14 protein-coding genes and 1 tRNA gene are annotated in these 14985 nt (G+C 65.6%); 11 read left to right on the plus strand and 4 right to left on the minus strand.

The window, feature by feature from the left end:
• Positions 1 to 41 precede the first annotated feature (41 nt).
• The 3 genes from ABD719_RS13880 to ABD719_RS13890 all read right to left on the minus strand — a co-directional run bounded on the left by ABD719_RS13880 (position 42) and on the right by ABD719_RS13890 (position 2814).
• A complete protein-coding gene (locus ABD719_RS13880) occupies positions 42 to 2204 on the minus strand; it encodes a TonB-dependent receptor (RefSeq protein ID WP_344693971.1) in 2163 nt (720 codons plus the stop codon).
• Positions 2205 to 2311: 107 nt separating this feature from the next.
• The gene (locus ABD719_RS13885; protein ID WP_344693972.1) at positions 2312 to 2641 is read right to left on the minus strand and encodes a hypothetical protein; all 330 of its coding nucleotides are present in this window, start codon (positions 2639 to 2641) and stop codon (positions 2312 to 2314) included.
• A complete protein-coding gene (locus tag ABD719_RS13890; protein WP_344693973.1) occupies positions 2638 to 2814 on the minus strand; it encodes a hypothetical protein in 177 nt (58 codons plus the stop codon). Before ABD719_RS13890 ends, ABD719_RS13885 begins: the two co-directional genes overlap by 4 nt.
• Positions 2815 to 2909: 95 nt before the next feature.
• Here ABD719_RS13890 and ABD719_RS13895 point away from each other — a divergent pair, with 95 nt between their 5' ends.
• The gene (locus ABD719_RS13895; RefSeq protein WP_344693974.1) at positions 2910 to 3521 is read left to right on the plus strand and encodes a S24 family peptidase; all 612 of its coding nucleotides are present in this window, start codon (positions 2910 to 2912) and stop codon (positions 3519 to 3521) included.
• A gap of 31 nt (positions 3522 to 3552) precedes the next feature.
• Here the strand turns inward: ABD719_RS13895 and ABD719_RS13900 are convergent, their stop codons facing one another.
• Complete coding sequence (locus ABD719_RS13900; protein ID WP_344693975.1) at positions 3553 to 3723, minus strand: hypothetical protein; 171 nt, start codon at positions 3721 to 3723, stop codon at positions 3553 to 3555.
• A 110-nt stretch (positions 3724 to 3833) separates the two neighbouring features.
• Here ABD719_RS13900 and ABD719_RS13905 point away from each other — a divergent pair, with 110 nt between their 5' ends.
• From ABD719_RS13905 to ABD719_RS13950, 10 genes are all read left to right on the plus strand, one after another.
• Positions 3834 to 4055 carry a hypothetical protein gene (locus ABD719_RS13905; protein WP_344693976.1) on the plus strand — a complete coding sequence of 74 codons (222 nt, stop codon included), beginning with the start codon at positions 3834 to 3836 and terminating at the stop codon, positions 4053 to 4055.
• Between the two features lie 66 nt (positions 4056 to 4121).
• Positions 4122 to 4670, plus strand: a complete 549-nt coding sequence (locus ABD719_RS13910) for a (2Fe-2S)-binding protein (RefSeq protein WP_344693977.1) — start codon at positions 4122 to 4124, stop codon at positions 4668 to 4670.
• Between the two features lie 113 nt (positions 4671 to 4783).
• Entirely contained in the window at positions 4784 to 5761 is a 978-nt protein-coding gene (locus ABD719_RS13915) for an RcnB family protein (RefSeq protein ID WP_344693978.1), read from the plus strand.
• A 159-nt stretch (positions 5762 to 5920) separates the two neighbouring features.
• Positions 5921 to 6604: a prolyl hydroxylase family protein gene (locus ABD719_RS13920; protein ID WP_344693979.1), complete on the plus strand. Its 684-nt coding sequence runs from the start codon at positions 5921 to 5923 to the stop codon at positions 6602 to 6604.
• 409 nt (positions 6605 to 7013) lie between these two features.
• A complete protein-coding gene (gene recJ / locus ABD719_RS13925) occupies positions 7014 to 8771 on the plus strand; it encodes a single-stranded-DNA-specific exonuclease RecJ (protein ID WP_344693980.1) in 1758 nt (585 codons plus the stop codon).
• A 69-nt stretch (positions 8772 to 8840) separates the two neighbouring features.
• Positions 8841 to 8915: transfer RNA gene (locus ABD719_RS13930), tRNA-Glu, on the plus strand.
• A 95-nt stretch (positions 8916 to 9010) separates the two neighbouring features.
• On the plus strand, positions 9011 to 10828 hold the full coding sequence (locus tag ABD719_RS13935; RefSeq protein WP_344694037.1) for a DUF6538 domain-containing protein: 1818 nt from the start codon (positions 9011 to 9013) through the stop codon (positions 10826 to 10828).
• 621 nt (positions 10829 to 11449) lie between these two features.
• Positions 11450 to 12361: a restriction endonuclease gene (locus tag ABD719_RS13940; protein ID WP_344693981.1), complete on the plus strand. Its 912-nt coding sequence runs from the start codon at positions 11450 to 11452 to the stop codon at positions 12359 to 12361.
• 152 nt (positions 12362 to 12513) lie between these two features.
• Positions 12514 to 14142, plus strand: coding sequence for an RNA-directed DNA polymerase (locus ABD719_RS13945; protein ID WP_344693982.1), 1629 nt, complete (start codon positions 12514 to 12516; stop codon positions 14140 to 14142).
• The gene (locus ABD719_RS13950) at positions 14132 to 14884 is read left to right on the plus strand and encodes a hypothetical protein (RefSeq protein WP_344693983.1); all 753 of its coding nucleotides are present in this window, start codon (positions 14132 to 14134) and stop codon (positions 14882 to 14884) included. Before ABD719_RS13945 ends, ABD719_RS13950 begins: the two co-directional genes overlap by 11 nt.
• Positions 14885 to 14985 lie beyond the last annotated feature (101 nt).

Raw genomic sequence — 14985 nt, forward strand, 5'->3', positions numbered from 1 at the left:
CGGGATCGATCAGGCCGATGACATCCCGCCCCGACAGTCTCCTACAACCGGAACCCCAGCGTCGCCCGCAGGTCGCGCCCTGCCAGCGGCGCGAAATCCTTCAGGAAGCTGGCATGGCGACGCGCATTCACGTCGAAGATGTTGTTCGCGCTCAGCGTCAGCGTCGTGCCGTTGTCCGCCCCGAACGGCTTCAGCGCGACACTGGCGTTGACCAGCGTGAACGCACCCGTCTCCGTCTCGAACTGCGTCACGCGGTCCTGCTTGAAGCTGCGCTCCACCTCGGCGCGCGCACTGATCCGGTCGCCCTGCGCTTCCAGCCCGCCCAGCAGCCGCATCGGCGGGATGCGCGGCACCGGCCCGCGATCGACCACCTTGGCATGGACCCAGTCGCCGAGCAGGTCGGCATTGATCCGGTAGCCGCCGATCGTCGCCAGCCGGACATTGGCCTCCGCCTCCAGTCCGTAATAGCGCGCATCCGCCTGCGCATATTGGAAGCACGGCAGATCGACCTCGCGTCCCGATGGCGCCGCCGCCGCCTCGCACGCGCCCGGATCGACCTGACTCTCGAAGATGTAGTTGGAGAACCAGTTGTAATAGGCCGCCGCATCGAAGCTCCACGCCTCGCGGTGCGCGTGCAGCGTCGCCTCCAGTCCCCACGACTTCTCCAGCCGGAAGTTCGGGCTGCCCAGTTCGTAGGACTGGGTACCGGCATGGGGGCCGTTGGCGAACAGTTCCTCGGCCGACGGCGCCCGCTCGGTCCGCGATCCGTTCAGGCCGATCCGCACACCTTGCGCGACTTCGTAGGAGGCGCCGAGCGATCCCGACACCGCCTCGAAATCGCGACCGCCCGCAAAGAAGCGTGCGTCATCCAATCCGGTGCGCGCGTCCACCGACGTCCGCTCGTACCGGCCGCCCGCCTCCGCGCGGAACGGACCCGCGCTGTACTGCTGCAACGTGAACAGCCCGACCTGACTGGTCTCGTTGCGCGGCAGGAACGCCTCGTCCCCCTCCACGTCGAAGCGGCGGTTGAACACCTGCACGCCCGATGCGCCCTGCCAGCCGCCCCGGTTGGCCTGCACGAACTCCAGCCGCCCCTCCAGCCCCTGGTTCATGAAGGTGGTGCCCACCTCGCCGTCCGGCTCCAGTTCGGCATGGGTATAGTCCGCAAAGCCCGCGCGCAGGCGGATACGGTCGAGGAAATTGCCCCCCGTCGCCACTTCGGCGCGCAGGTCGACCCGGTCCTGTTTCAGGTCGATGCGCGGTGCCTCCTGCTCCTGGCCGACCTGCGTCGCATAGCGGACCGGCACGCCGTACAGGCTGTCGTACCGGCTGTACGACACGCCCAGGCTGCCGCCGTCGCGGATCAGCGCCGTGCCGACGCCGACGTTCCACGTCTCCGACGCGGTATTGGGCAGGCGGCCGCGGATCGCGGCGTTGCCGGCGAAATCGATCGCCTCCTCGCCGGGCACCGCCGGCTGTGCCCCCGCCGCCGACGCCGCCGCCAGCGACGCCGCCCGCTGTTCCCGCGACAGCGCGAAGCCGCCGATCTCCAGATCGTCGGTCTTCAGGTACGATCCGTCGGCATGGACGACGAAGCCGGCGCCCACCGCCACGTCCGCCGCCGCCGATCCCGATCGCTCGTTCGCCGCCGAGCCGTAGGTGGCGGTGCCGCCCAGCCGGTATCCGTTCTCCGGCACGGTGCGCGGGATGCGCGTGTCGATCACGTTGACCACGCCGCCCACCGCCGACGATCCGAACAGCAGCGCCGACGGTCCACGCAGCACCTCCACCCGCTCCGCGATCAGCGGGTTGATCGCGACGGCGTGATCGACCGAGGTGTTGGACACGTCGATCGATCCGATCCCGTCGGTCAGCACCCGGATACGCTCGCCCTGAAAACCGCGCAGCACCGGCCGCGACGCGTTCGGCCCGAACGAGGTGGCCGACACGCCCGGCTGGCGCGCCAGCGTCTCGCCGATGGTCGGGCGCAGCGATCGTTGCAGTTCCTCGCCGGTCACGATCGACGTGCCCGACAGCACGTCCGCCTCGCTCTGCCGGAACGGCGCGGTCACCACGATGTCGCCGCCGCGCATGGACGGGCCGGCGACCGGGGTCGTGGTCCCTGCCGGCGTGGCGGCCGTCTGGGCGGTGGCGGACAGGGGAAACAGCAGCGCGGCACCGGCCAGCAGCGAGAAACGGGTCATGGGCAACGGACTCCGAAACGGGATGATCGTCGCTGCCCTATCGGCCATGTTACGTTATATCAAGTACCATGCTGCACTGCGACGAACTTGTCATCTTCCCGTCATCCTCACGCCGCCACCAGCGTCAGCGCGGCGATCGTCACGTGGCGCTCTTCCCCTGCCGTCACCACCGCGTCGATCGTCAGGTCCGCGACGATATGCCGCCACAGGGGCAGGTCCGCTTCGGGCAGATGCCGGGTCCAGTCGTCCGCCCCCTCGCCCGTCACCGCGATCACGACATGATGCCGCGCCCCGACAAACGTCGCGCTCGCCCAGTCGCGCGCGGTCGCCGACGCCGCGCGCGCCACGCATCCCGCCGCCGCCGCGTCCGCCAGCAACGCCCGGACCAGCGGCACGCAGGCGTCCGGCGTATCGGGCCGATCCCGCCGCGCGCTCATGCCCCCATCCCCGCCATGAACGCCTCGACCTGCGCGACCATCTTGTCGCGCGGCATCCGTCCCCGGCGCAGGTCGCCCACCAGCCGCGGGTCGCCCACCGCCAGCCGCCCGAACTTCGTGGACGGCATCCCGGTCACCCTCAGATACCGGTCGATCTCTATAAGCAATGTCACGCCGACTCTCCCAATCCCACAACGGCGTTCTTCATTTGTTCTCACAAATCCAACTTGTCTAGGATAATTTCCTACGGTACCGACGATTCATGACGATGGATGATCCGCGCACGACCCTGATCGATCTGGCGGCGGCGGGGGGCACCAGCCTGGCGGCGCTGTCGCGGATGCTCGGGCGCAACCCCGCCTATATCCAGCAATATGTCCATCGCCGCAGCCCGCGCACGCTGGAGGAGGCGGACATCGCCGCGCTGGCCCGGTTCTTCGGGGTCGATCCCGTCCGGCTGGGGGCGGTCGCCGCCCCGTCATGGTGGCGGGTGAAGCGCCTCGACATCGCCGTCTCGGCCGGCCCCGGCGCGCTGATCGATGCGGAGGTGGTGACCGGCACCGACCTGCTCGATCCCGGCCTCGCCCGCCGGCTGGGATTGCAGCCCGACCGGGCGGCGATCGTCCGCGTCCGGGGCGATTCGATGGAGCCGGGGCTGCGCGAGGGCGATCACATCCTGGTCGACACCGCCGATCGCCACCCCGGTCCGCGCGGCGGCATCTTCGTGGTGCGGATCGACGGCACGGTGATGGTCAAGCGCGTGGCGCTCCACGCCGGCGTGCCGCGCGCGCGCAGCGACAATCCGCTCGCCCCGCCCCTGCCCGATGCGCCGGTCGAACTGATCGGCCGCGTCGTCTGGCAGATGCGCGCTCCCGTCTGACCAGGAGGGCCTGACCGTCGATGCGCGGCCGCTATCGCCGGTCGCGCCACCAGATCAGCAGCGCGCCGACCGCGCCCAGCCCCAGCCCGATCAGGAAGCCCGCCGTCGCCTCGCCGATTGAGAAGCCCACCGCCGCCCCCAGGATCGAACCGAGCGCGACGAGCACACCGCCCGCGGCGGATGGAGGGGAAGAATCGGTCATCGCCGCCGTTCCTGCCACGCCCGTCGCCGCCGCGCCACCATCCTCGGCCGGTCGCATCGCGGGGCGGCACCGATTGACGGACCATTGCCGCTGCGTAATGAGCCTTGCCGATGTCTGCCCCGTTTCCCGCACCTTATATCGCCGATGCCCGCGAGGCCGCCGAGGCCGCCGACCTGATCGCCGCCTTCGGCCCCGCCGCCGCGACCGAGGCCGCCGCCCGCGCCGACCGCAGTCGCGATCTGGGCAACCACATCAATTTCTGCCGCTGGCGCCAGATCGAACGGCTGATCGTGATCCTCGTCGCGGATCAGGCGACCGGCACGGTCCACTAGGCCCCCCCCCCCCGGCGCGCCGCCGTCGCTTCGCAGCACGCGCCCCTTGCGCTATCCCGTGCCGGCATGACCCGTTTCACCGTCAACGACCAGGCCGTCGAATACCGGCTCGATCCCGCCACCCCGCTGCTGTGGGCGCTGCGCGACGCATCGAACCTGACGGGCACCCGCTATGGCTGCGGCACCGGCCATTGCGGCGCCTGCATCGTCGATATCGACGGCCGGGCCGTGCCGTCCTGCCGGATCACGATCGCGCAGGCGGAGGGCAGTTTCGTCACCACGATCGAGGGGCTGTCGCGCGACCGCGACCACCCCCTGCAACTCGCCTTCCTTGCCGGCAACGTCGTCCAGTGCGGGTTCTGCGTGCCCGGCATCATCATGGCGGCCGCCGCGTTGCTGCGCCGCGTGCCCGATCCGGACGAGGCGACGATCCGGGCCGCCATCACCAATCTGTGCCGCTGCGGCATCTACCCCCGGCTGGTCGACGCGATCCGCCACGCCGCCGCGGCGATGCGCGGCGAGGAGGTGATCCCCGCCGCCACCCGCCCCGGCATCACCCCCGCCGAAGCGGCCACTTCGGTCCCCGCGCTTTCCCTCCGCCCGCCTGCCCGGTGAACCGAAACCTGTCGCGCCGCTGACCGTGCGGTTCAGCTTCGCCTCACCGTGGACATGGCACGGTTCATCCATCGACAACGCCGTCTAAATCCCGGCGAACAAGGACGAAACGGATGCGCAGGCTGATCGTGACATTGCTGACCGCCGCCATGGTGCTGCCGACCATGGCGGATGCGCAGGACCGGGGCGAGCGCCGTTCCCGCGCCGAGGGCGCCGGTGGCCCCGCTGCCGGCCCCGCCACCGGCGAAGCCCGCCAGCGTCCGTGGCGCGACCAGATGCAACCGGCCGGGGGCGGCGCAGACGACACCCGCCGCCGCTTCGATCGCACCCAGGATCGCCCGACGAATCAGCCCCGTCCCGAACGGCCCCGTTTCGACCAGTCCCGACCCGACCAGCCCCGCCCCGAGCAAGCCCGCCCCGACCAACCCCGCCCTGCCCCCCGGCAGGACGATGGTCGTGGCAATGACGGGCGCGGCAATGACGGCCGCTGGAACGCCGACGCCCGGCCCGACCGCAACGGCGCCGGCTGGTCGCGCGGTGGCGGCGACGATGGCCGCCGCTACGGCATCGGCGGGCGCGATACGGTCGACCCCCGCCGTGACGGCTCCCGCCCGAACGGCGATCCGCGCTGGAACGATCGTCAGGCCGATGGCCGCTACGACGGCCGCCGCAACGACGCCCCCCGTTTAGACGGGCGCCGCGATGGCGACGGCCGCCGCTGGAACGACTCCCGCGGCGGCGGCGCCTGGTATTCCGATCGGGACAATGGCAATCGCGGCGGCTGGAACCGTGGCTGGCGTGCCGACACCCGGTACGACTGGGCACGGTACCGCACCACGAACCGCAACGCCTATCGCCTGCCGCGCTACTATGCGCCCTCGGGCTGGGGCGGCGGCTATCGCCGGTTCGGGATCGGTACGACGCTGTCGTCGGGGCTGTGGGGCCAGAATTACTGGATCGGGGACCCGTTCGCCTATCGCCTGCCGGAAGCGTATGGCCCCTATCGCTGGGTCCGCTATTTCGGCGATGCGTTGCTGATCGACCTGCGCACCGGCCTTGTCGTAGACAGCGTCTACGACATCTTCTGGTAGGGTCGTAGACAGCATCCACGACATCTTCTGGTAGGGTCGTAGACAGCATCCACGACATCTTCTGGTAGGGTCGTAGACAGCATCCACGACATCTTCTGGTAGGACTTCGCGCGCCGGCCCCTTGCTTTCGGGCCGGCGCGCCCCGAACATACGGGGATCATGAGCCTGTTCTCCCCCCGCAGGAAAGCCCCTGCCGTCTCGCCCGTCCGTCAGCGTTTCGGGGCGGATGTCGCCGCCCGGCTCGATGCCGATCCCATGGTCGAACGCGCGGCGATCCCGGCGGCGCAGGTCTATTACCGCCCCGATTTCCTCGATGCGGCCACCTGCGCGCGGCTGATCGACACGATCGACACCAATCGCCGGCCCTCGACGCTGTTGTCGGACCGCAACGACCAGAATTTCCGCACCTCGGACAGTTGCGACATGGATCGCTGGTCGGCGGACATCCAGCCGATCGACACGGGCATCGCCGACCTGCTCGGCATCGATCCGGCGCATGGCGAAACGATGCAGGGGCAGCGCTATGCCCCCGGCCAGCATTTCCGCGCGCACCACGATTATTTTCACGAAAGCGAAAGCTACTGGCCGCGTATGGTCAAGGAGGGCGGGCAGCGCACCTGGACCGCGATGATCTACCTCAACGACGTGACCGAAGGCGGCGCGACCTGGTTTCCGCAGGCCGGCATCAAGGTCGCGCCCCGTCGCGGGCTGATGCTGATCTGGAACAACATGAACCCCGACGGCACGCCCAACGAACTGACCATCCATGAAGGGATGCCGGTGGTGGATGGTGTGAAGTACATCGTGACGAAGTGGTTCCGCGAGGGCCGCTGGATCAAATAGCCTGTCCTACAGCCCCTCGGTCGTGGCAGGGCGGCCCGATGGCGCGCCGACTTCCGATCCGACTTCCGGTGATGGCCGCTTCCCCGCCCGATCGGCCGTCTCTCCATCGCCCCCCGCCCCGGCAACGGCCGGGGTCCAGCCGGGTACTTCTCCGCATGACTGACCGTGACTTTCCGATCGGGGCATCGAACGCCGCCAGATCCGTGCGCCGCGCGACACCGACGCCCGCCGGCGTCGTCTTCATCGGGAAAACAGGCCGTTCTTACAGTGACTTCGCTGTCACCCCCAAACACGACCGGTCATGCCATGGCGCGACACCGCCCCGCCGTCGGGCGTTCCCGCACACCCCTGTAGGATGCGACGTTCGTGACTTTCCGATTACCCTCGCACCCTGCCGGAACCCCACCGCATGACCGTTCTCGGCGTCACCCGTTCGATCCTCGGCCAGCCCTGGCGATGGCGCTCGCTGTCCGCCGATGCGCGTGACGGGATGCTGGGCGAAGATGGCCTGCTGATCCAGTTGCTGCTGTCGCGCGGCTGCCCCCCCGACGAGATCGAGGCGCATCGCACCCCCTCGATCCGGGGCTTCATGCCCGATCCCTCGATCTTCCGCGACATGGACCGCGCCGCCGCCCGCCTCGCCGATGCGGTGCAGGCCGGGGAGCAGGTCGCGGTCTTCGGCGATTACGATGTCGACGGCGCCACCTCGACCGCGCTGATGGTCCGTGTCCTCGCCGATCTCGGTCTGGCCGCCCGCCCCTACATTCCCGATCGTCTGCTCGAAGGCTATGGCCCCACCGGCGCGGCGCTGTGCCGGCTGGCGGCGGAGGGGGCGACGCTGATCGTCACCGTCGATTGCGGCGCGCAGGCATTCGACGCGTTCGATGCCGCGCGCGACGCCGGGGTGGAGGTGGTGGTGGTCGATCACCACAAATGCGCCACCGCCCTGCCCCACGCGCACGCGCTGGTGAACCCCAACCGCCTCGACGAGGCGGCGGAGGCCGCCGCGCACGGCCATCTCGCCGCGGTCGGCATGTGTTTCCTGCTTGCCGCCGCTTTGGTTCGCACGCTGGAGGCGCGCGGTCATTTCGCCGACCGGACCAAGCCGAAGTTGCTCGACCTGCTCGATCTGGTCGCGCTCGGCACCGTCGCCGACGTCGCACAGTTGCGCGGGCTCAACCGCGCCTTCGTGACGCAGGGGCTGAAGGTGATGGCCGGCCGCCGCAACATCGGCCTGTCCGCCCTGATCGAGGCATCGCGCCTCACCCGCGCGCCGACCGCGCAGGATCTCGGCTTCGCGCTCGGCCCCCGCATCAATGCCGGTGGCCGGGTCGGACAGGCCGATCTCGGCGTCCGCCTGCTCACCACCGCCGACCCGGACGAGGCCCGCGCCCTCGCCGCCGATCTCGACCGCCTCAACGAGGATCGCCGCGCAATCGAGACGGCGGTGCAGATCGAGGCGGATACTCGCATCGACCTCGCCGCCAGCGTCGCGGTCGTGTCCGGCCATGGCTGGCACCCCGGCGTGATCGGGATCGTCGCCGGCCGGCTCAAGGAACGGCTCGGCCGCCCCGTCGTCGTCGTCGCGATCGACGAACACGGGCTGGGCAAGGGGTCCGGCCGCTCGATCACCGGCGTCGATCTCGGTGCCGCGATCCTGGCGGCGAAGGAGCATGGCCACCTGATCGCCGGCGGCGGCCACGCCATGGCCGCCGGGCTGACCGTGGCGGAGGCGAGCCTCCCCGCGCTCACCGCCTTCCTTGACGATCGCCTCGCCGCCACCGTCGCCACCGCGCGCGAGGATCGTGCGCTGCTGGTCGATGCGGTGCTCGCCCCCGGCGGCATCACCCCCGCGCTGGTCGATTCGCTGGAGGTCGGCGGCCCCTACGGCGCCGGCTGGCCGCACCCCCGCGTCGCGGCGGGGCCGTTCCGTCTGATAAAGGTCGATATCGTCGGCAACGGCCATGTCCGCGCGATTGCGGCGGGCGACGATGGCAGCCGGATCAAGGCGATGGCGTTCCGCGCCGCCGACACGCCGCTCGGCCTGGCGCTGCTCGCCTGCCCGCCCCACCGCCGCCTCTGGCTCGCCGGCCGCGCCCGCCGCGACGACTGGGGCAGCCGCCCCGCCGCCGAACTCCACCTCGACGACGCCGCCTGGGCGGATTGATGACGCGACGGACCACACAAAGGATTGACGCCCTGCCGATCCTCCCCTAACGGCACGCAACGCCATGACGGCCCCTTCGTCTAGCGGTTAGGACGCGGCCCTTTCACGGCTGAAGCACGGGTTCGATTCCCGTAGGGGTCACCAGCATCTGCCTAAGCGGCGGAAAAGCGTGGTTTTTCAGGCTTTCACGGACGCTTTACCCATCCTTGTATACAAAGGATGTGCACAAAGTGATCCGTATGGCCGCCCCCTTCAAAGATCCTCGCACCGGCATTCTCTACTTTCGACGGGTCATCCCGGCCGCACTCCGCTTGTTCTTCGACGGTGGCGCAAGCGAGTATAAGCGAACCCTCGACACCCGCGATCCCGACGAAGCGCGCCAGCGCTATCATCCGCATGCCGTCGTCTACGAGCAGAAGCTCGCCGCCGCTCGCCGCACGCGGGCCAGCCACCACCTCCGCTCGGCACGCGCGATGGTCGACGACTTTCTCGACGGACAACCGGACGAGGATCTTCGCGGCGTGGCGCAGAAGCTCGCTGCGCTCGAACTCGGGGCATTCGACCATGCCAACGGCCTGACCGACGATGCGCCCGGCGCACGCTACGACTTCGGGATTTCGCCAGGCCTCGATGATCTTCGCGACCATGCGAGCAGGATCACCATGCTGTCCGCCGTTCCCGATCTCCTGCCGCTATCCTGGCTGGAGACGTTGCAGCGGGTCGCCGCCCTGCCCACCCTCGAACCGATCGAATGGTTCATCGCGGCGGTGGCCATGGCGAACGATCTGGGCTGGCCACTGACCCACGAGCTACACGGCGCAATCGGTCGTGCTTACCTCGACAGGCTCTGCGCGGCCTGCGCCATCAGGATCGATCCGGCGCGGACCCGGATCGTCCCGCCGTCGGTGCTTGTCGCAGGATCTACGGCGGTGGTGACGGCGCCGTCTGCTCATCCAACCGAACCAGAACTCCTTACGCCGCTCGGCAAGGCGGCACCCACGATCACCCAGGTCTATGAAGCCTGGGCCACGTCCGAGCCGCGCGAGGCCAAGCTCGTGGACGAATGGCGGACAGCGGTGAAGCGCTTCGCCCGGCTCCATGACGACCCGCCGGTCGATCGGATCACCGCGTCGATGGTGCGTGCCTATCGCCGCACCTGCGCGGGGCTTCCAGCCCGTGCCGGACACAGGATCGCCGCCCTGCCCCTGTTGGAGCAGGTCGAATTGGCAGAGGCTGAGGGATTGCCGACGCTATCGCCTGCGACCGTCAATAAGGCGCTGTCGGCGATCCGGGTAACGCTCGAGCACGCGGTCGAGGAACTCGAGGTCATTGACGGCAACGTCGCCAAGACCGTGAAGTCGATGCCCAAGCGCTCGTTGGAGGACGCACGCCTCCCTTTCGAGCCCGACGACATGGTCAGGATCTTCACCTCGCCCCTGCCCGAGCGCAGTGGTGTGACGGCACGAACGCTGTTCTGGACACTGTTGCTCGCCCCGTTTACTGGTTGCCGCCTCGATGAGCTGGGCAAGCTTCGGCCCGGCAACATCAAGACCTATGACGGCATCCCCTACATCGCCATCGAACCGGATCGCTTGCGCGTCCGCCAGGAGCAGGAGGGACCGGCCAAGCGGATGAAGACGGCCAGCGCCAAGCGCGACATTCCGTTGCATTCCACCCTGCTCGAAGCAGGCTTTCTCGATATGGTCGCGGCGCGACGGGCAGAAGGCACCGAGTGGCTGTTCCCCGAACTCGAGACCAACAAATATGGCAGCCGCACACAACGGCTATCGCGCGTCATGAACGATTTTCTCGATGCCATCGGCCTGTCCGATCCCGAGCTCGTATTCTATTCATTCCGACACACCGGCAAGCGCGCCGTTCGGGGCAAGGTTGCGAAGGAGATCGTCGACCTTCTGTTCGGTCACGCGGACGGATCGGTCAGCACATTATATGGCCGCGGTGCCGCCATGGCGGTTCTGCGTGATGCCATCGAGCAGATCCAATATCCTGCCGTTGACTGGAAACCTGTTGTCGCGATGGCGCGGGCAATGACATAATTGGGCGGACTGCTCCCGAGCAGCTTCTATTCGCGAGAGGCAGACAGCGGCTGTTCGGTAATTGTGGCACCACTTTGTTGTGACACGATAGCGCCTTCATTGCTGGTTGAAACCCGCATATGCCGGCGATCAATCCGCGCTAGACGATCAACAATTCAATGGCCGATGACAAGGCGGTGTGCACGAATTGGCCGCGGTGGGCTGGCTTGCCATTGCCGCGTGAGAAGACCCGAAGCACCTCGGCGCGCGTATTGGCATCACTGCCGTGCTGCACACAGAAAGCTCGGCGATGACCCATTCCAGACATTCAGACGCTCTTTTCAGCTCCCCAACTTCGGCCGCTCGTTCATATCGCGGCAGCGACGGTCGGAGCGGCAGGGTTTGGGACGAAGCTGTCCTTCGCGAATGCGAAGGCGAAGGTCAGGTTTAGAATAAAACGGACGTTCGCGGGATCGCGTCGATCTGCCTAGGAACGGGCGAGGCTAGGCCGTCTGCGGACTGGCGGGTTTTGGGGCGCAACGCCACCGAGGCTGACCTCGCCGCGCGTTTCGCTTATTTCCCCGCGCTTCACTACAAGCACTCGGCTTGTCGGCCCGTGCCAGTGGGGTCATAGTGCCGGCCATGTCTGCCGCGCCGGAAATCCCGCTCGATATTCGAAATATTATGCATGACTGCATCCTCGCCATTTTCTGGCCGAAGAAGCAGATCTTGGACTTCCTGCTAAGCGTTGATTGCCCGCTCAATATCCTCCCGCCTGTCGATACCCAACTTTCCCGTCATGAGATCGTGATTGATGCCTTTTCGAGGCTGAGTGCTCGCCCTGATCGCGGCTATGCTGTCTTTCAGACGATGATCGATCGCCTCTCGAACTGGAGCTATTTGGACCCCTATTATTTCGTGAAGCTCGCCAAGCTCGACAGCAGAGACGCACAACAGAAGATCGACCAACTCAAGAAGGCCCTCGAGAAGCGCAACGCGACCACGGAGAGCCGCCGGGCGGCATCCAGCGAAACCTCCCGGCAAAGGAGCAAGACGCAGGATCTGAATGCGCTAACCACGGCTTTCAGCAAACTTTATGGAACTGGCCTCGCTCCTCAAGCGAGAGGACGCCTATTCGAGACGTTCCTCCGTGAACTGTTCAATCGTCAATCAATCCACATGCGGGATAATTTCCGCCTGACCGGTGAAGAGATTGATGGCACCTTCAAGTTCGAAGGCGAGAATTATGTGGTGGAGGCAAAATGGCAGGAAGCGAGTGTCGCCACCAGCCAACTCTACCACTTTGCGATGAAGGTCGATGGCAAGATGCATGGTCGGGGGCTGTTCATCTCGGTCAACGCCTTTTCGAACGAGGCGATTAGGGCCATCGTTCACGGCAAGCATATCCAGACTATACTGATGGATGGACAGGATATCTCGCACGTTCCAGAGCAAAGGATCAGTCTTGAGGATATGCTCGACTACAAGATTCGTGCGGCACAGACGCGTGGCGAAATCTATGTGTGCGCTGTTCTGAAGTCAGCTAAAGTCTAGTGACGATGCGAGATATAATCCGTTGTCCTGCTAGGGTTTGTCACATCACGAATGGTGCGCCCGATCTTTGACGATATTCAATGAATCTGAGATTAACGAAGTAAGAAAACTAACCAGTGGCTCGCAGGCTGCCACGCGAGAAAAGGACTGGAATGATCAAGGTTGATAAAGAGCATTTTGTTCGAGCCGCTTTTGAGATTGGTCAGAGCGGTGACAACGACACATTGCCTTATGACTTAGACTCTGCGTTCATCAAGGACAAAGCTACCGATCTTGCGGCGCTTTGCCTAGCCCTTTTCCATAGTGTCGAAACCGGCGCCGTTGGGAAGCCGGCCCCCTTCATGAACGGACTGGCGATAGGGGCGGAACGCCTGCTCGTTCCATCCGGCTCGCACGGTTTCCGCATCACCACAAAAATCCACCCCTTCTGGAATCTCTATCTGAACGGCTTGGGCCTAGCGATCGCGGAAGCGAACGAAACAGAGCGGAGTCCTCGGGCGCATTCTTACCGGCTCGCCACACAGGGGCCGGGCTTCTTCGACCGAACCAGATCGTGGCGCGCATATAAGCTCGCCACGTTGGACGAGGCCGGTCTGGAAGAGGAGCGGGCGGTGGTGATCCAGACCGATGTCTCAAGCTTCTATGAGCACATCTACCACCACCGGCTCGAAAATATCGTCAAGGACCTGTCACCAGGATCGACCTTGGCGATGCAGATCGATCGCATCTTGAGCAAGCTCGCGTCAGGCCGCTCCTTCGGTCTCCCAGTCGGTGGTCAATGCGCACGCATTCTGGCCGAAGTGATGATGACGCCGATTGACCGATCGCTGACCGATGTAGGGCTTGTGTGGCACCGCTATGTCGATGATTACACATTAATCTGCCGTTCGCGGCAGGATGCCTATAAAGCACTCTCTGAATTGTCACATGCCTTGGCAGACTATGGCCTTTCGCTCAATCGCAGTAAGACCACCATCTTGAGTGCCAAACACTATAAGGACTTTGTTTCAGCGCAGTTAGGAGAGGGTGAGGATTCCAGCCTCGCGTTGCGGGAGCTTGATCTGCATTTCGATCCTTATTCCGACAATGCCAGCGCGGAATATGAAAAGCTCAAACAGTCGTTCGAGAAAATTGACATTTCCTTTCTTCTCGATCTTGAACGCGAGAAATCGCAGCCCGACGCCTTTGTGCTCGCGCAGATTGGTCGCGCGCTCAAGTTCCAAGAGCCCGCTAGCGCGGCCCAACTGTGCGCCACGCTCCTCGACCCGAACAACCTCGACTCGTTTCGTGCCTCATGGTCGAAAATCATGCGCGGCGTATATGCCGTCCGGTCGAATGACGAGTTCGCATTGATTTTTGCCGCCATCGACGCCTTGCTCGATCGTATACCGGCCACCGGCGCCCATTTGCTCGTTCCCGAAGCCAACATGCTGCATTTCCTGCGAGCGATTCGGTTTGTTAGGACTGATACGCGCGGCATTTTCGTCCGTCAGACATACGATGCGACGGCATCCGCCTCGGTCCGACGTGCCTGCATCGACTGCTGGAGGCATTGGGCCGACCGGTCGAACTTCACGCGATTGCGTAACCAATGGCAGAATCTGGGCACCGGCGAGCAAAGGATGCTTTGGCTCGCAGCAGGTGCGTTCGGCGACGAAGGCGTGAAGACGAGAGACCAGTTGCGCGGTTCGCTCGCACAGGTCTGGCAATTGGGAATCGAGTCCGGCTCACCGGGCACTTTTGCGACCTGCTACGAAGATTGGGTCAAGCATGCCGTTTAGTCGCCTCCCGGCTCGCGACCCGAGGACCGTAGCGCGCGATATTCCTGGCGTTCTCGATATTTTGTTTCCTCGACTCACCGGCGGTCTCGTAAATAGCTTGAATGCGACGATGTTTTCCTTCCCTGGCATCAGCCCGATACCGAGCGAGATGATTGATAAAAGTCGCCTGCAAAAGGCGATGATGTTCGAGCTGTCGGTAGCGCGAGCTGAAAGCGAGCTTCGGGGTGGCGAGGTGGCGTCGTGGGATGAATGCCTGACGATCGCGTCAAATCGCCAGCGTCGCCATTTCGATGCGCGCATTCCGGAGGAGCTCGAGCCGAGCGATATCCTCGTTGCCGACCATGCCGCTCGCAATCTGGTAGCGATGCTGAACAGCGTTCAGGCGCAGCGGCCATCTGCTATTTTGGAACATGCACCCCTTATTCCTGGCCTTGGCTGGGTGGCATCTGGCAACGGGGATTTCGCGATCGGTTCAACGATCATAGAGGTCAAGCACACGGAGCGTAATTTCGGCGCGAGCGATTTTCGTCAGGTTCTTATGTACTGGCTGCTTCGCTACGCCCGAACCGTCGAGAATGACGGCAATATGTGGCCGGACGTTCTATTGTTAAATCCGCGGCGTAACGCCGCGCTGCTGGTCAATTATGATCACCTGCTCCGGTCGGCTTCCGCTTCGTCGAACCGTGTCGAGCTAGTGGAATTGCTGCGATCTGCGGTCGAACAGGATTTCGATTGGCGGTGAGTATCACGATTTAGGAGGGCGCTCTTCGACCGCGTCAGCGATGCCAACTAGAGAGGAGTGGCGGGACGGTCAGTGCAAGCCCGACGAGAGCAAGTAGCAAG

Source organism: Sphingomonas cynarae, from assembly GCF_039537815.1.
In the GTDB taxonomy this organism is placed as follows: domain Bacteria; phylum Pseudomonadota; class Alphaproteobacteria; order Sphingomonadales; family Sphingomonadaceae; genus Sphingomonas; species Sphingomonas cynarae.